Genomic DNA, 15687 nt, shown 5'->3' on the forward strand with positions numbered 1-15687 from the left:
GCCAAATCTGTGATTCACAAATTCGGAAGGCGTATGCTGATGCCGGCCGTAGGTCGAGGGAGGTGGCGCCGGTGAGCGACGCTTACGGGGCCACCATCGCCAAGCGGGGGCTGGCACGCCGCTTGAGAGAGCTGCGCGTCGAGGCCGGATACACGGCCAACCAGGTCTGCGACCGGCTGAACTGGGGACGGGGGAAGGTCGGCCGGTTCGAGGCCAACAACTGGGTACGGCCCGAGCTCAGCGACATCCGCGACCTCGCGCGCATCTACGAGGGCAGCGATCTCGACGAGCTGGAGGAACTGGCGGGCCGCGCCCGGCAGCGGGCCTGGTGGCGTGACTACCCCGAGGTGTTCGACAACGAGTTCGCGGGCTTCGAGAGCGACGCGTCGAGCATCCGGGTGGTCATGCCACTGGTCCTGCCGGGGCTCCTGCAGACCCTGCCGTACATGCAGGCGCTGCTGTCGGTCGGGACGAGGACGCCCGAGTGGCGGGAGCGCGCGATGCGGGCGCGGCTGCGCCGGCAGCAGATCCTCGACCGCGGGGACGGGACGGCGCCGGAGCTGACCGCGGTCATCACCGAGGCGGCCCTGCTGTACGAGTGGGGGGATCCGGGCGACCGGCGCACCCAGTTCGCCCACCTTCTCGCCGTGTCCGAGCGTCCGAACGTGGAGCTGAGGCTGCTGAGCCTCGCCGACGGGATGCATCCGGGCATGTCCACGCTGGTCAACATCTTCCGGTTCCCCGGCGGTGAGCCGCCCATGGTCTTCCTCGAGAACGACGCGGACGTCCAGGAGATCGACACTCCCGACGACGTGGAGGCGTATGACGAGATCTTCGAGCAGATCCGCCAGGCGGCGCTCAGTCCCGCCGACACCGCGGAGCATCTGAGGAAAGTGATCTCAACCCTGGAGTAGCACCGACATGGACCTCTCTCAGGCACGGTGGGTCAAGGCGACCGCCAGCGCCAGCAGCAACGGGGGCTGTGTCGAGGTCGCCGATCTCGACACGGCCGCGGCGCTGCGCGACAGCAGGACACCGGAGGCCGGGGCGCACGTGGTCTCCCGGTCCGTGCTCGCCGCGTTCCTCGACGACGTGCGGGCGGGCCGTTACGACCGCTGAGGCCGGGCCGCACACGAGATCCCCCAGGGCCGCACCCCTGGGGGATCTTTCATGTGTGCGGCCCTCTCTCAGGCGCCGACCACGCTACAGCGCGCGGGGCGGCCCGTCCCGGTACCCGCCGGTACGCGCAGGGGACGCGGTGGCGAGGGCGTTATGAGCCTATTTGGGCGTATGTGTGAACGTCTCACTCGCAGATGCAACTTTCTTGCCATGATGCGGGCCGGGCGGCGGAAGATGTGCGAGGCTACATCTGTGATTCACACATAGCGACTCGCGAAGCAAAAGGCTCATGTCGCGATTGTCTGAATGGGAATGTCTCCGCAACCCCGAGGTGGGCGCCATGACGAAGGCCGCGACGATGTGCGAGATCCCCTGGAGACTGGAGGACGGCGGCTGCGCGGCACTGCCCCTGCCCGCCGACGACTCCATCGCCCACGTCGCCCGCTCCCACGTCACGGCCCTTCTTTCGGCGCTCGGGCTGTCCGTCCAGGACGTCCACGACATCAAGCTCATGGTCAGCGAGCTCGCCACGAACGTCCTGCAGCACGCCTTGCCGCAGCAGGGCTCCACGGCCGCCGAACTCTGGGTCTACCAGCGCGCCCACGGCCACGGCCGCGACGAACTGGTCGTCAAGGCGTTCGACACCCACAGGGACTGGCGCCCCTGCGGCACCGCCCCCCACCGGTCCGACCACGGCCGCGGCCTGAAGATCGTCGAGCTGTTGACGCGGGGACGGTGGGGCCACCACCCGTCGCGGTCGCGGCTGCGGACGCCCGCGGTCCGCGGCAAGGCGACCTGGTTCGCCCTGCCGCTGCCGCACCCCGTCCGCCGCCGCGACGTGTGGAGGGTCGAGGGCCCCTACGCCACCAAGGACCTCCAGACCCTGCTCGTGCAGCGGGGCCTCGGCCACTTCCAGCCCGCGGAGGACGCGGGCGAGGCCGCCCTGACCGACGGCCGCGGCCTGACCGTCTGGTGCGAGTCGGCCAGGTTCCGATGGCGCACCGGCTCCGGACAGACCGGCGGCCTCCCGGTCACCGACATCACCGAGGCCTGCGAGCGGATCGTCGAACTCTGCGAGTCCTCAGCCGCCTGACGCCTGCCCGCGCGGGTCGCCCGCCGCGAGAGGCCGCCTCCCGCTCACTCGTCCTCAACGGGCGATCCGGCCCGCCGCCCAGCGCGCGCCGGCAGCCGGCGCAGGCCGGCGAAGACCAGCAGCCCCCCGGCCGCCAGCAGCAGCACATTCATGATCCATTCGTGGGACGCGTCCCGCAGGTACACCGTCCCCGAGCGGCCGACGTCCCGGGCGCGGGCGGTTCCCCCCTCGCGCAGGCCCTTGCCGCTGCCGTACAGGGCCACGGTGGGACGTTCCACCGAGCCGTCGTCGGAGCGGAAGGCCCCGCGCAGCGTGCACGCCTCGTGGCCGGGGTGCCGGATGCAGCTCCGCTCGCGCGCGGTGAAGACGCCGGGCGTGCCCTTGCCGGCCTGCGACGCGCGCAGCACGGGCCCGGCGTTGGGTATCACCAGGTACACCAGGACCAGGCCGAACACCGCCATGAGCACGCCGAACGGCGAGACGCCCCGCGTGCGCCGGGACGGCGCGGTCCGTGACTCTTCGAGAGTCACCGGCCGTCACACCGCTTCGGGGACGGGCCGGCGCTGGAGCGGCGCGGCGCACGAGCAGCGCAGGGCCTCGCGCTCGGACTCGTTCGGCCTGCGGTGCAGGTACATCGCCACCACCATGGGGATGGTGACGAGCGTGTTGTAGAACAGGTGCAGCTCCACGCGCGGCACCAGGAGCTGGATGATGCTCGTGGGCGCGGGGCGTCCGGCGATGTTGGAGTCGGACATGGCCTGCACCAGCAGCAGAAGGTGCTCGAAGTGGTGCCAGACCTGGATGCCGAGGGAGATCGCCCACCAGGTGCGGGCCCGTCCGGTGAACCCGGGCAGCAGCAGGGCGAGCCCGATCAGCATGATCAGCGCGTAGCCGTAGTGCATCCACTCCGAGGTGACCAGCCACGGGAACGGCACGCCCAGCACTCCGCGCGCCTCGGGCACCGGCCAGCCGAGCACCCAGATCTGGATGGCCTGGACGACGTGCTCGGCCCAGTGGGCGATGACGATGAATGCGTAGACGTTCAGGGCCGCGCGGTGGTGACGCGTGTTGAGCAAATGCACCACCGACCGCAGCCCGCCGCGTTCTTCCAGTACGTTCGCCACCGGCGATCACCTTCCACGAGATGACGGGGACCTTGTTCATCTCAACACGTATCGCAGATGGGCGCTTCTTTCGAATTGCTCTTACGGGCGGCCACAGGTGGACGGTTCCGCCGGTCCCGCCGGTCCCGCCATGACTCGACTTATGCCATTCGATACTGGATACTGGCGCGGTGCGATTTACGGCGCATCCGAAAAAGGTCCCGCCAGCGGGACCTTTATGGGCGACGGTGCGAGTCGGTCCAGGTCGCGGGGACGGTACTTGGTCCTGTCCGGGCGCTCGGACGGTGAAAAACTTTCAGCGAGGCCGTGAACCGCGTGCCGTGCGAGGTCTCGTCCGTGCGGAAACGAATAGCTTGGAAGTCGCGACATCAGTTCACCGGACCCGTGCCCGATGCCCCTCTGGCTTGGTGCGACATGTGTTCGCCCCGGATATCGCTCCGAAGGTCACGTCCATCTCTCCCGTTCGGCCTCGAGGAGAAGCCTGGAAGGGCCGACCGGAGTGGCGATGTCGCTGATCGAGTCGTATTTCATGATGACTTCCTGTACGGCGAGCGGCTCCATCAGGAACCGTCCCCGCGTCGTCGCCTCGTGATAAGCGAGATCGCGCTCGTCCACCGTGAGGACGGTGATCGGTCCGTCGAGGCCCGGATGGGCTCCCGCCTGGTTCTCGACCACGCGGATGGTGACGTGCGGCAGTTCGCCGAGCGCCAGCAGGTGGGTGAGCTGGTCGCGCATGATCTCGCGCGAGCCGACCAGTTGCGCCAGGGCGGCCCAGTTCAGGAACGCGGTCACCCGGGGCGGTGCCCCCCGGTCGAAGACGGCGGACCTGCGCGCCATGCGTCGTTCCAGGTCGGCGTCCGTATCGCCGCCCGACCCGGCCGCCAGCGCCGCCTTGGCGTAGTCCGGAGTCTGGAGGAGGCCGGGGATCACCGTGGGCTCCCAGCTGCGGATCCGGGACGCGCGCCGCTCGAACTCGGCGAGGGACGAGAGCCAGTCGCCCTCGTCCGCCACGCCCGCGAAGCCGACCAGGTTCGTGAACATCCCGCCGGTGTTCCAGAGGCGGTCGACGGTCTCGGCGTGGGACGGCTTCAGGCGAAGCGTCGCGGACTCGTACCTGGAGACGGTCGAGCGGTCGCAGTCGAGGGCGTCGCCCAGGGCCTGCCCCGACATGCCGCTCGCTTCGCGGTAGCGGCGCAGATGAACCGCGATGAAATGCCGCATCGAGCGTGACGGGTCCAACGAGTCCCGGGCGTGCATGGCCCCTCCGGTTCAACGCGATCCATTCCGGAACGTAGCGAACCTATCGCGGAGAGTGCCGGACGTGGACCGCATCAGCGGAAACGTCCGAGGGGGCCCGCCGTACCCCGGGCCGCTCGGGCCCGGACGTCCGTCGCGGCCCTCGCGCCGGAGGACGGGCGATCATGGAGGTGGTCGAGGGGAAGGAGCGGCGTGGAGCGGGCTTACGTGGTGACCGGCGGCGGGCGCGGCGTCGGGCGGGCGATCGTGGAGCGGCTGGCGGCGGACGGCGGGCATGTCGTCGTCATCGAGACGGACGCGGCGGCGCTCGGCTGGGCGCGGGACCGGGCGGACGTGACGGCGGTCGTGGGGAGCGCGGCGGACGAGGAGGTCGCGGAGCGGGCCGCCGACGCGGCGCAGGAGGCGGGGACGCTCGCCGGGTGGGTCAACAACGCGGCGGTGTTCCGGGACGCCGCCGATCCGTCCCCGAGGGAGCTGCTCGGTCTCGTGGCGCTGAACTTCGACCCGGCGGTGGTGGGGTCCGTGACCGCCGTCCGGCGCTTCTTGGACGCGGGGACGGGCGGCGCCATCGTCAACGTCTCGTCGCATCAGGCGCAGCGCCCGGTGCGCGGCTCGCTGCCCTACGCCACGGCGAAGGCGGCGGTGGAGGGGCTGAGCCGCGCGCTGGCCGTCGACTACGGGCCCCGCGGCGTCCGGACGAACGTCGTCGCGCTCGGGTCGATCACGACCGAGCGGTACGAGGGCTTCCTCCGGCGGCAGGAGCCCGGGGAGGCCGCGCGGATCGAGGAGGAGATGCGCCTGCTCCATCCGGTCGGGCGGGTGGGGCGGCCGGACGAGGTGGCCGCCGCGGTCGCCTATCTGCTCTCGGACGAGGCGAGCTTCGTCAACGGCGCCGTGGTGCCCGTGGACGGCGGTCGGCACGCGGTCGGCCGCGATCCCGAGGAGTCCTGAGAACCCCGTGTTTACCCGGACCACCTGGGACAACGCGGTAAGTGGGACGCGCGGCCCGGGGCCGCGGTTGGCGCCCGGCCCGGACATGGCCACAACCCCCCACAGGTCGGTGAATACCGGTACATCTATGGATTCATCGATCGGAAGGAAGTCCAGGGGTGAGGAAGCTTCTCGTTGCGGGGGCCGCCGCCGTCGCGGTGGCGGGCGGGGTGCTGGTGGCGACGCCGGCGGAGGCCGCGAGCGCCGTGCAGATCTACCGGGTGTACTACGACTCGCCCGGCAGCGACAAAGGGTCGAACACGTCGCTGAACGGCGAGTGGGTGCAGCTGTTCAACACGTCCAGGACGTCCAAGAGCTTGAAGGGGGTCAAGGTCCGCGACAAGACCGGGTACACGTACACCTTCGGTTCCTTCACCTTGAAGGGCCGCAAGTCGGTCTACATCCACACCGGCAGGGGCTCCAACAGCGCGACGCACCGCTACTGGGGCCGCAAGTGGTACGTGTGGAACAACACCGGTGACACCGCGTACCTCCTCTACTCCAATGGCCGGGTGGCGGACAAGTGCTCATGGGGTCGGACGGGGTCCTCGAAGTACTGCTAGACGGTCCGCATCGCCCTGAGCGCGAGCCACCGGTCCTCCGGGCCGGTGGCTCGCCGCCGTTCGAGGGCGGTCAGCCGCCGGGGCCGTCAGCCGCCGGGGACGGCGAGGTGGCGGGGGTTCGCGACCGTCAGCTTGTCGGTCACCGAGGCTCGTACCGCGGCCACGACCTCGTCCATCCGGTCGTCGAGAGCGCTCGTCCGGATGGCCTCCGCGAGTTCGGGGTCGGTCGCGCATCCGAGGGCCTTCAGCCTGTTCTGATGGGCGATCCTGTGGGCGCCGCCGAGGAGGAGCTCCCTGCGGGCCATGCGGAGAGCGGACGCGGCCACGCGGGCATGGAAGCGGAGCCGGTCGTCGGGCTGTTCGGCCTGCGCGAGGAACGCCCCCACGGCGTCGATGAGAGCGTGCGCGCCCGGCCGGTCATGGGGTGCGTTGTCCGGTGTGGCCGCGCTCTCCAACGGATCCTCGACAGTCGTCGGCTCCGTCAGTCCCAGCGCCAGGAGCAGGTCGTGCTCCTGCTCGCAGACCTTCCGGCCGAGGACGGCGTACTCGATCGACGGGTCGGAGCCGCTGAGGAACCGCTCGGCCTGGTGGCGGCACAGGATCGTCCAGCGGAGGGTGCCGTAGACCTCCCACCAGTGGAGTTCTTCGAGCGTGGGCGGCGTGCCCCCGGCGGCGGCGTAGCCGGAGAGGAGGTCCTCACGCGTCCCGAAGCCGCCGGCCGGGTGCGGGGAGCCGAACCGCCACGCCTTCACGCAGAGCCAGCCGAGGTCTTCGGCCGGGTCGCCGAGGTGGGTGAGCTCCCAGTCCAGGACGCCGGTCACGCCGCCGGGGGAGATCATCAGGTTCCCGTTGCGGAAGTCGCCGTGGACGACCGTCCGGGCGCGGGGCGCGGGACGGTGCTCCTCCAGCCAGCGCAGCGCCAGCTCCACGGCCGGACGGGCCTCGAACGCCGCGTAGTGCTCGGTGAGCGCGGCGAGGGCGTCGTCGTCGGGCAGCCCCGGAACGGGCGACATCGTGTGCAGCCGGGCCAGGATGCCGCCCAGCTCGCGCGCCAGGCCGGGGCGGACGCCCGCGAAGCGCTCGTCGCGCAGGAGCCGCCGCGGGATCGTCTCCCCGGCGAGCCGCTCCATGACCATGTAGGGGGCGCCGTCCAGGTCGCCGCCGTGATCGGCCGGCCGGGGGACCGGGACGCCGGCCGCCGCGGCCGAGGCGAGCAGGCCGGCCTCGCGGCCCATCGCGGTGGGGTCGAGGGAGCCCGGCGGGTCGCGGCGCAGCACGAGCGGACGGCCGTCCGCGTCGAAGGCCCAGGTCTCCCGGCTGGCGCCGCCGGACAGCCGGCGCAGCCCGGTGACCTGCGCGCCGAGCCGCTCCGCCAGCGCGGCGGCGAGGTCGCGGGTCGGTTCCATGGCTCTCCTAGTCGGGCAGGCCGAGGGCGCGGACGCTGAGGGTGTCCAGGGTCTCCAGGAGGCGTTCGGCGCCCCGCGGATCGCTGCCCTGGACGATCCACAAGTACAGGGAGTGGTCGACCATCGTGGCGAGGGCGCCCGCCGCCGTCTCCGCGTCGATGTCGGACGGGACGAGCCCCTCCCGCTGCCAGCGCGCGATCACCCGCGCGGAACGTCCCACCGAGGAGGCCCGGTGCTTGCGCCGCAGCTCCTGGAACTCCTCGTTGAACGTGGCGACCTGCTCGATGATCGCCATCATCCGGGCGTTGCGCAGGTAGGCCTCGTAGTAGGCGCGGTTGGCGCGGCGGACCCGGTCGGCGGGGCCCGGCCCCGCGGACGGCACGAGCGCGTGGTCGGTCATCTCCTCGAACAGCCGGTCGGCGACCTCCAGGAACACCGCTTCCTTCGTGGGGAAGTAGGTGTAGAAGGAGCCGTAGGCGACGCCCGCGTGCCGGGTGATGTGCGTGACCCGGGTCTCCAGGAAGCCGCGCTCCTCGAACACCTCGCGGGCGGCGGCGAGCAGGCGCTCCCTGGTCCGGGCGCCGCGCTCGGTGAGCGGCCGGCCGCCGGGATCGTCGCCGCTGGGCATCGCCGTGGTTCCTCTCGCCGGGGGTTGACAGGCCGGGGAACGGTAATCGAGCATCAGGCAAGTTGATATGACTGTCAAGTCAACTTCCGCGGCGCACTCCCGCCGCAAGGAGGTTCCATGAACACCGAGTTCGAACTGGGCGGCATCAACCATCTGGCGCTGGTGTCGTCGGACATGGAACGCACGGTCGACTTCTACTCCGGCGTCCTCGGCATGCCCCTGGTCAAGACCATCGACCTGCCGGGCGGCATGGGGCAGCACTTCTTCTTCGACTGCGGCGGCGGCGACTGCGTCGCGTTCTTCTGGTTCCCCGACGCGCCGGACGGCGTCCCCGGCGTCTCCGCCCCGAAGGGGCGGCCCGAGCAGGGCGAACTGCTCAGCGCCGTCGGATCGATGAACCACGTCGCGTTCCACGTCCCGACCGACAGGTTCGACGAGTACCGGCAGCGGCTCAAGGACAAGGGCGTCACCGTCAGCCCCGTCCTCAACCACGACGACAGCCCGCTCGGCGTCGCCCGCGACGTGCACGAGGGCGTCTTCGTCCGGTCGTTCTACTTCCAGGACCCGGACGGGATCCTCCTCGAGTTCGCCTGCTGGACACGCACGTTCGACGCGTCCGACGTCTCCCACGAACCGAAGACCGCCGCCGACCGGACCGCCGGGAAGGACAGCCATGCCGCGACTGCGTGAGGTCCCCCGCGCCGAAGTCACCGACGAGCAGATCCTCTTCTTCTACGACCGCCTCTTCGCGCCCGACCGCGACCCGGCCGTCGACCACGGCACCGCGACCGGCTCGCCGGGCGACTGGTGGACGGTGTTCGCCCAGTCCCCGGACGTGTTCCGGCACGCCGTCCGCGGCTTCGCCCTGTACCGGGGCGCCGATCTCGACCCCGTCCTGCGCGAGCTCGGCCAGTGCCGGGCCGGATGGGCGCGCGGCAGCCAGTTCGTCTTCTCCCAGCACTGCAAGCAGATGCGCGCCCTCGGCATGCCCGAGGAGAAGATCGCGTCCATCCCGCACTGGCAGACGGCCGGCTGCTACTCGCCGCTCGAACGCGCCGTCCTCGCCTACACCGACTGCCTCGTCCTGGACGGCGGCCGCGTCCCCGACGGCGTCTTCGAGGTCCTGCGCGAGCACCTCCCCGAGAAGGAGATCCTCCAGCTCACCTACATCACCTGCATGTACGACATGCACGCGACGATGTCCCGGGCCCTGCGGCTGGAGTTCGACGACCGCCCCGAACCGGTCGTCGAGGTCGCGGCGCCCGAGGGGTACGGCACCCGCGACATCGCCGCCGACCTCACCGGGGAGGGCTGATGCTGTTCCCCGTGCCGGACCGCGTCCGGGACGTCCGCGACGCCGTCCACGCCTTCATGACCGAGCGCGTCGAACCGGCCGAGCCCGCCCTCAACGCGGGCGACCGCGAGAAGCTCCTGAAACTGCGCCGGGAGGCGAAGGACGAGGGCCTCTGGGCGCTCGGCCACCCCACCGAACTGGGCGGCGGCGGCATGCCGTTCCTCGACTACGTCTACATCAACGAGGTGCAGGGACGCAGCGAGTGGGGTCAGCTCGCCCTCGGCACGTTCACCCTCCAGGACTCGCTCATGCTGCACAAGTACGCGAGCCCCCGCTGGCGCGAGCGCTACCTCGCCCCCATGGTCGCCGGCGAGGTCTCGCCGAGCTTCGCGATGACCGAGCCCGACTACGCCGGTTCCGACCCCACCCAGCTTCGGACGAGGGCCGTCCTGGACGGCGACCACTGGGTCATCAGCGGCCGCAAGTGGTTCACCACCGGCGCCGGCGAGGCCGCCTACACCACCGTCATGTGCCGGACCGAGCCCGAGGACGCGTCCCCGCACCGCTCCTTCAGCATGATCATCGTGCCGACGGACACGCCGGGCTACGAGATCGTCCGGGAGACGCCCGTCCTCGGGCTGAACGGCGGCCACTACGAGGTCGCCTACAACGACGTCCGGGTCCCGGCGGACAACCTCCTCGGCCCGCGCGGCCACGGCTTCGTCATCGCGCAGGAGCGCCTCGGCCCCGGCCGCATCTTCCACTGCATGCGCTGGCTGGGCCAGGCCCAGCGCGCCTTCGAGCTGATGTGCGCTCGCCTGGGCTCCCGCGTCGCGTTCGGCGAGCCCCTCTCGGCGAAGCAGCTGATGCAGCAGCACGTCTTCGACTCCTACACCGAGATCCAGGCCGCCCGCATGCTCACGCTCCAGGCGGCCGAGCGGATCGACGCGGGCGACCAGGCCCGCGTCGAGATCGGCGCCATCAAGGTCGTCGGCGCCCGCATGCTGCACAACGTCATCGACCGCGCCATCCAGGTGCACGGCGCCGCCGGCCTCACCGACGACACCCCCCTCTCCCGCATGTACCGCCACGCCCGCGAGGCCCGCATCTACGACGGCCCCGACGAGGTCCACATCCAGAGCACCGCCAGACGCATCCTCGAACAGCTCGGCTGAGCAGACCGTTCCCCGGGGACGCCGCGCAAGCCCGGCCCCGCGGCGGCGTGCGACCGAGGCCGCCGCCGGGGCCGGCGGCTAACCGCGTTCCTTCGCGACCGCCTCCCGGACCGCGGGGGCGATCTCCGCGGCCCAGCGGCCGACCGACGCGATGTCCTGGGTGCCGCCCTCGGGCGAGAAGAGGGTGAAGCCGGACGCCCCGTGCTCGACCACGGCGCCGGTCAGCTCCTCGACCCACTGCCCGGCGGAACCGCCGATCCAGCGGCCGTCGCGGTCGCGGGTGGCCGGCAGCGGCCGGTCGGTGATGCGCCCGGGGAGGTTGAACACCGTGCGGATCTCCCCGGGGGCGCGGCCGGCGGCGGCCGCCGCCTCGTCGATGACCGGCCGCGACGTCCGGTAGCGCTCGCTGAGCCAGTCCGCCGCGTGCCCGGGGATCCACCCGTCGGCCACCCGTCCCGTGGCGGCCAGCGACTTCTTCCCGACCGAGCCGGTCCACACCGGAGGCGCCGCGACCGGCGCCGGCTCGATCCGCTCCACCCGGTAGTGCCGTCCCCGGTGGGTGACCGGCGGCCCCCCGCCCGCCAGCTTCTTCACCAGGACGATCGCCTCCTCGAAGGCGTCCACGGCGTCGGACGGCGACAGCCGCGGCACGCCCATGTCGGAGATCCGGTCCCACAGCCCGCCCGCGCCCATGCCGAGCACGACGCGGCCCTCCGAGAGCGCCGACAGCGCCGCCGCCGTCCGCGCCAGCATCGGCGCGGGCCTGGTCGGCAGGTTGGTGACGTTGGCCAGCCCGGCGAGGTGCCGCGTGCCCCCGAGGACGAACCCGATGGTGGCGTAGGCGTCCAGCCGCTTGCCGATGTAGGGGTGGTCCGACAGCGAGAAGAGGTCGAGGCCGTCGCGGTCGGCCTGGCGGGCCATGCGCAACAGCTCCGGACCGTCGTCGAAGTCGCTGTGCGCACCGAAACCGAAGACGAGATCATGCACGGACAAGGCTCCGCCTTTCATTTCAACTCAAAGTTCGTAGCACGAACCGTATTAGTTCGTACTGCGAACCGCAAGTGCCCGTGTGGAGCGCGGTGGCGCGCGTCAGTGGCCGTGGGCGCCGGAGGCTCCTCCTTCGCCCGGTCCCAGGAAGACCGGGGGGACCTCGTTCTCCAGCACGACGCGGCCGAGAAGGCCGGCGAGCGCGTCGCGTTCGGCCGGGCTGAGACCGCCCGGCAGCTGCTCGATCCGCCGGCAGGTCTCGGTGTAGAACGCGTCTGCGAGCTTGCTGCCCTGAGGGGTCAGCGACACCCGCACGGCGCGCGTGTCCTGCGGATCAGGTTCGCGCTGGACCAGGCCATTGCGCTCGGTGCGGTCCACCAGGCCGGTGAGGCTCGACTTGGCCAGCCGCAGTGTCGCCCCCAACTCGCTCATGCCGTACGGCCGCGCCATCAGCACGCACAGCAACTGGCCCTGCTGCGGGGTCAGGCCGTGCTCTCGGCCCGACTCGGCGTACACGGCGTTCACCAGGAACGAGGACCGCACCAGCGCGGCCACGAGCCCGATGGGACCGTCGTCAGACTTCACCATTCGGCCAGCGTAACACCGGGGAATCCCGCAATTCGTGTGACGAACTATGCGGCCGGACGGCGCGGTCCGTCACTCCAGGGACGCGTCGCCCGGCGACTCCGGCAGCCGCCGCAGCGGCCGGGAAGACCTCAGGGCTGGAGGAGGAAGAGCTTCCGGTCGACGCGGTCGAGCGCGCCGCCGCGGCCGAAGACCAGACCGGTGGCGAAGTCGACGAGGCGTTTGGCGTCGCCGTCCGTAAGGTCCGTCAGGTCCATGAGCACGGGCACGCCCTTGCGGAAGAAGTGCCCTACGTACAGGACCTCGTTGTAGTTCTGGGGGCGCAGCGACTTGACCACAGGCCCAGTCTGCCCGGCGCCTCCCCAGGGTCAAGTGACCCACGCCACAGGAAAGAAATCTCTTCCGAATGTCGATCCGCCCGCCCGCCGAGCGACGCGTTGGCGACGAGAGGGGATCGACATGGGTAGGCACGCGAATGTTCAGGAGTACACGGCGGACGTGCCGGAGGGGCTGCGGGACGTCCTGGAGAAGGCGCTCGCGGTGGTCGGCGAGGCGATGCCCGAGGTGGAGCCCGCGCTGTGGCACGGCCAGCCGACCTGGAGCCTCGGGAAGCAGCCCGTGTGCTTCCTCAAGGCGTACCCGAAGTACGTGACGTTCGGTATCTGGAAGGGCCGGCTCGTCGAGGACGGCTCGGGCCGCCTGGAGGCCATGTCCAGGCAGATGGCGGGCGTGAGGCTGCGCACGCCGGACGACGTCGACGCCGCCCTGTTCGCCGGCTGGGTGAAGCAGGCGCGCTCCCTGGAGGTCAAGAAGGCTTGACGTCAGGACTCCTTGACGCGCACACTCGCACCATGGTCACTCCAGATGGGATCGAGCGAGACATCACGCTGACGAGCGCGGCGGCCCGGTACGACGAGCTGTGGGTCCGGGACGCCGTCGGCGAACCACCGCTCCGGCGCGAGGAGGTCCTCGAACTCCTCGCGCTGGGAGAGGTGATCGCGCGGAAGGCGGTCTACGGCCGACAGCTCGCCGTCCGCTCGGCCCGCCGCGCGGGCGCCTCCTGGGCCCAGATCGGCGGCGCGATGGGCGTCAGCAAGCAGGCCGCCTGGGAGGCGCACGGCAAGTGGATCGACGACCAGGCCGAGCAGAACCGCCGCAGCGACTACCAGGGCCTCGACAGGGGCCAGGTCGCCGCCGCCCGCCGTCTGGCCGGCGGGGCGGACGAGTAAAGGTCCCAAGGGCCGCGCCTCCGCGGCGCCGTTCGGCCTGTAGGCGGAGGACATCGCAATAAGCGCAAAAAAGTTTCTCTCCGTTAGCTCTGGGAAATCTGAGTGCTAGAGGGAACGGAGGCGATTGGCATGGAGGTCGTTCTTGAAATGACCCTGCCGAGGAACGCGGAGAGCGCTCCGCTGGTGCGGCACACGCTCGACGCCTCCCTCCGCGGGCTCGGAGTCGGTTCCGAGGTCCGTGCCGATATCGCGCTCGCGCTCGGCGAGGCGTGCGCGAACGTCATTCAGCATGCCGCGGCCGGAAGAGAGTACGAGGTCCGGGCGCGGATGGACGGGGCGCGGTGCGTCGTGGACGTCATCGACGGGGGTGCGGGGGACGGGGCGGACGGGTCCGCGGCATGGGAGCGCGTGGACGCGCCGCCGCTGGCCGAGCATGGGCGCGGGCTCCGGTTGATGCGGGCGTTCACGGAGGGGGTTCAGATCGCCTCGCGCGCTCACCGGAACGGGTCGATCGTGCACTTCGAGAAGTCGTTGGCGACCTGACGGCATGGAACGGCCCGGCGGGCTGGTGCCCGCCGGGCCGCGGCTTTCCGGACCGCTCAGCCGGTGACTGGCAGGTCGTGCCTGACCGGCTTCGGCGCGGGGGCCTCGGCGGGGCCGTGCGCGGGGCCGGCGGCCTTGCCGCAGGTGGCGGACGCGACCCGGATGGCGCCCTTCTTGCCGGGCAGGGAGAGCTCCATGCCGGTGACGGCGAGGCGGCCGTCGGCCATGCGCTGCTGCTTGTTGAGGACCAGGGCCGTCCGGCCGAGGCCGTCCACGTCGACGGGCACGGTGGTGTTGGGCGGCGGGGTGGAGTCCAGGCGCTTCCCGGCGATCGAGGCGCCGGCGAGGCGGGCGCCGCCCTGGCCGGCGGTGCACTTGGCGGTGACCGCGTCGGCCAGCAGCTTCGCGGACGGGACGGACAGGTGCGTGACCGCCGAGCGGGCGCGGGAGGCGGAGGCGTCGACGTCCAGCGCGGACGCCTTGACCAGCTTGGTGCGGTCCTCGCGGAGCACGCTCTTGCGGACGGTGCCGGTGCTGGAGGAGACGGCGGGCACCGGCGGGACGGCGAGCGGCCCGGTCACGGTCAGCCCGTACGCCGAGCCTTCGCTCCCGGGGGCGGCGGCGAACGCCGGGGCGGGGGCGGCGGCCGCGGCGAGGCCGGCGGCCAGCAGCCCGGCCGTGGCGAACCGTTTTGCGGCATGGGTGTGACGCATGAACTCACTCCGATTCTCTTGAGAGCTGGGGGTGGTGCCGGCCTGTCAGGCCGAGACGAACACCAGGGAACCGAGCGGCACCCGGGACAGCGCCTTCAGCGCGTCGGCGGGTACGCGCACGCAGCCGTGCGTGACGGCCTTGCCGAACACCGAGGCGTCGGGCCAGCCGTGGAGTGCGACGGTGCCGGGACCGCCGCCGAAGGTGTCGAGGGTCGCCGAGTGGGTACCGAGCGGCAGGACGATGGGGCTCGGCGTCTTCTTGGCCGGGGCGAGCGTCGCCATGACGAACGTCCGGCCGGTCGGTGTCGGGGTCTTGCTGTCGCCGACCGCGACGGGCCAGCGGCCCACCGGGTGCGCGGACTTCTCCAGGACGAGACGCCTGCGGGTGAGGTCGACGTGGACGGTGTAGGGCGTGTGCGCGGTTTTCAGCGCGGTGCCGGGAATCCACCCGGTCGCCCCGTTGGGACGGCTGGGGAGAAGCACTCTGCGCCAGTCGCCGGAGGTCTCCACCACGGGCACCCATGTGGGGCCCCCGAGCTCGGTGGTGGGCAGGGTGGCGAAGCGATGGCCGGCCGGACGGTCGAACACCGGTGCCGGGCTGGTCGGGTGCACGACGAGGCCGTCGGTGGCGCCGTCGGGCGTGGTGTCCGCCGGGGCGCCGGAGAGCGTCGTGTAGGTCGTGGCCTCGGGGGCCGTGGCGGGGGCGGCGTTCCGGCCCGTGGTCCCGGCCGACGCCGTGCTGTGCCCGGAGGAGGAGCCGCCGCAGCCGCCGGCGGAAAGGAGCAGGGCAGCGGTGATCCCGCCTGCGGTGACGGCGCGCAGGGAAGGCCGAGGGGCACGGATGGTCGCCATGAGCGGGGATGTTAGTAGTGGCGGGGGCGGCCGTAGCGAGAATGGCGAAATCCGCTCCGGGCGCCGCGTTGTAAATGTAGATAATGCTCTATTTGGAAGGCGCTTTGCGGAGGGTCACGACTTTACGGG

21 protein-coding genes are annotated in these 15687 nt (G+C 71.6%); 11 read left to right on the plus strand and 10 right to left on the minus strand.

Annotated features, from left to right (window positions below):
• Positions 1-71 precede the first annotated feature (71 nt).
• The 3 genes from BKA00_RS29855 (at position 72) to BKA00_RS29865 (ending at position 2212) form a co-directional block, all read left to right on the plus strand.
• A complete protein-coding gene (locus tag BKA00_RS29855; RefSeq protein WP_185030695.1) occupies positions 72-914 on the plus strand; it encodes a helix-turn-helix domain-containing protein in 843 nt (280 codons plus the stop codon).
• Positions 915-921: 7 nt separating this feature from the next.
• Positions 922-1119 carry a DUF397 domain-containing protein gene (locus tag BKA00_RS29860; protein ID WP_089315203.1) on the plus strand — a complete coding sequence of 66 codons (198 nt, stop codon included), beginning with the start codon at positions 922-924 and terminating at the stop codon, positions 1117-1119.
• Positions 1120-1459: 340 nt separating this feature from the next.
• Positions 1460-2212 (plus strand): ATP-binding protein, encoded by a 753-nt coding sequence (locus BKA00_RS29865; RefSeq protein WP_185030696.1) that lies wholly within the window; start codon positions 1460-1462, stop codon positions 2210-2212.
• A 44-nt stretch (positions 2213-2256) separates the two neighbouring features.
• Here the strand turns inward: BKA00_RS29865 and BKA00_RS29870 are convergent, their stop codons facing one another.
• The 3 genes from BKA00_RS29870 to BKA00_RS29880 form a co-directional block, all read right to left on the minus strand.
• Positions 2257-2742 (minus strand): hypothetical protein, encoded by a 486-nt coding sequence (locus tag BKA00_RS29870; protein ID WP_185030698.1) that lies wholly within the window; start codon positions 2740-2742, stop codon positions 2257-2259.
• 6 nt (positions 2743-2748) lie between these two features.
• Positions 2749-3336 (minus strand): hypothetical protein, encoded by a 588-nt coding sequence (locus BKA00_RS29875; RefSeq protein WP_185030700.1) that lies wholly within the window; start codon positions 3334-3336, stop codon positions 2749-2751.
• 444 nt (positions 3337-3780) lie between these two features.
• Positions 3781-4593, minus strand: a complete 813-nt coding sequence (locus tag BKA00_RS29880; RefSeq protein ID WP_185030702.1) for a helix-turn-helix domain-containing protein — start codon at positions 4591-4593, stop codon at positions 3781-3783.
• Between the two features lie 192 nt (positions 4594-4785).
• On the opposite strand from BKA00_RS29880, the gene BKA00_RS29885 reads away from it, so the two are divergent.
• Together BKA00_RS29885 and BKA00_RS29890 are read left to right on the plus strand one after the other, a co-directional pair.
• Positions 4786-5544, plus strand: coding sequence for an SDR family NAD(P)-dependent oxidoreductase (locus BKA00_RS29885; RefSeq protein ID WP_185030704.1), 759 nt, complete (start codon positions 4786-4788; stop codon positions 5542-5544).
• Positions 5545-5702: 158 nt separating this feature from the next.
• Positions 5703-6146 (plus strand): lamin tail domain-containing protein, encoded by a 444-nt coding sequence (locus BKA00_RS29890; protein WP_230298974.1) that lies wholly within the window; start codon positions 5703-5705, stop codon positions 6144-6146.
• An 86-nt stretch (positions 6147-6232) separates the two neighbouring features.
• Here the strand turns inward: BKA00_RS29890 and BKA00_RS29895 are convergent, their stop codons facing one another.
• Positions 6233-7552: a phosphotransferase family protein gene (locus tag BKA00_RS29895; protein ID WP_185030706.1), complete on the minus strand. Its 1320-nt coding sequence runs from the start codon at positions 7550-7552 to the stop codon at positions 6233-6235.
• Positions 7553-7559: 7 nt separating this feature from the next.
• Positions 7560-8180, minus strand: coding sequence for a TetR/AcrR family transcriptional regulator (locus tag BKA00_RS29900; RefSeq protein ID WP_185030708.1), 621 nt, complete (start codon positions 8178-8180; stop codon positions 7560-7562).
• Between the two features lie 117 nt (positions 8181-8297).
• Here BKA00_RS29900 and BKA00_RS29905 point away from each other — a divergent pair, with 117 nt between their 5' ends.
• From BKA00_RS29905 to BKA00_RS29915, 3 genes are read left to right on the plus strand one after another with little or no spacing between them, the layout of a single operon-like run.
• Positions 8298-8870 carry a VOC family protein gene (locus BKA00_RS29905; protein WP_185030710.1) on the plus strand — a complete coding sequence of 191 codons (573 nt, stop codon included), beginning with the start codon at positions 8298-8300 and terminating at the stop codon, positions 8868-8870.
• The gene (locus BKA00_RS29910; protein ID WP_185030712.1) at positions 8854-9495 is read left to right on the plus strand and encodes a carboxymuconolactone decarboxylase family protein; all 642 of its coding nucleotides are present in this window, start codon (positions 8854-8856) and stop codon (positions 9493-9495) included. The genes BKA00_RS29905 and BKA00_RS29910 overlap by 17 nt, the downstream gene beginning before the upstream one ends.
• Positions 9495-10649 (plus strand): acyl-CoA dehydrogenase family protein, encoded by a 1155-nt coding sequence (locus BKA00_RS29915; protein WP_185030714.1) that lies wholly within the window; start codon positions 9495-9497, stop codon positions 10647-10649. The genes BKA00_RS29910 and BKA00_RS29915 overlap by 1 nt, the downstream gene beginning before the upstream one ends.
• Before the next feature lie 78 nt (positions 10650-10727).
• Here the strand turns inward: BKA00_RS29915 and BKA00_RS29920 are convergent, their stop codons facing one another.
• The 3 genes from BKA00_RS29920 to sepF form a co-directional block, all read right to left on the minus strand.
• Positions 10728-11636: an LLM class flavin-dependent oxidoreductase gene (locus tag BKA00_RS29920; protein ID WP_230298991.1), complete on the minus strand. Its 909-nt coding sequence runs from the start codon at positions 11634-11636 to the stop codon at positions 10728-10730.
• Positions 11637-11738: 102 nt separating this feature from the next.
• Positions 11739-12224 carry a MarR family winged helix-turn-helix transcriptional regulator gene (locus BKA00_RS29925; RefSeq protein WP_185030718.1) on the minus strand — a complete coding sequence of 162 codons (486 nt, stop codon included), beginning with the start codon at positions 12222-12224 and terminating at the stop codon, positions 11739-11741.
• 128 nt (positions 12225-12352) lie between these two features.
• Positions 12353-12559: a cell division protein SepF gene (gene sepF / locus BKA00_RS29930; RefSeq protein WP_021598327.1), complete on the minus strand. Its 207-nt coding sequence runs from the start codon at positions 12557-12559 to the stop codon at positions 12353-12355.
• Positions 12560-12680: 121 nt separating this feature from the next.
• On the opposite strand from sepF, the gene BKA00_RS29935 reads away from it, so the two are divergent.
• From BKA00_RS29935 to BKA00_RS29945, 3 genes are all read left to right on the plus strand, one after another.
• Positions 12681-13040 carry a DUF1801 domain-containing protein gene (locus tag BKA00_RS29935; RefSeq protein WP_185030720.1) on the plus strand — a complete coding sequence of 120 codons (360 nt, stop codon included), beginning with the start codon at positions 12681-12683 and terminating at the stop codon, positions 13038-13040.
• Positions 13041-13072: 32 nt separating this feature from the next.
• On the plus strand, positions 13073-13450 hold the full coding sequence (locus BKA00_RS29940; RefSeq protein ID WP_185030722.1) for a hypothetical protein: 378 nt from the start codon (positions 13073-13075) through the stop codon (positions 13448-13450).
• Positions 13451-13597: 147 nt separating this feature from the next.
• Positions 13598-13993 carry an ATP-binding protein gene (locus BKA00_RS29945; protein WP_230298975.1) on the plus strand — a complete coding sequence of 132 codons (396 nt, stop codon included), beginning with the start codon at positions 13598-13600 and terminating at the stop codon, positions 13991-13993.
• A gap of 56 nt (positions 13994-14049) precedes the next feature.
• On the opposite strand, the gene BKA00_RS29950 is transcribed toward BKA00_RS29945, so the two are convergent.
• Entirely contained in the window at positions 14050-14706 is a 657-nt protein-coding gene (locus BKA00_RS29950; protein WP_185030726.1) for a choice-of-anchor P family protein, read from the minus strand.
• Between the two features lie 45 nt (positions 14707-14751).
• A complete protein-coding gene (locus BKA00_RS29955) occupies positions 14752-15558 on the minus strand; it encodes a L,D-transpeptidase (protein WP_185030728.1) in 807 nt (268 codons plus the stop codon).
• Between the last annotated feature and the right edge of the window lie 129 nt (positions 15559-15687).

The sequence above is a fragment of the Actinomadura coerulea genome, assembly GCF_014208105.1.
Taxonomy (GTDB): domain Bacteria; phylum Actinomycetota; class Actinomycetes; order Streptosporangiales; family Streptosporangiaceae; genus Spirillospora; species Spirillospora coerulea.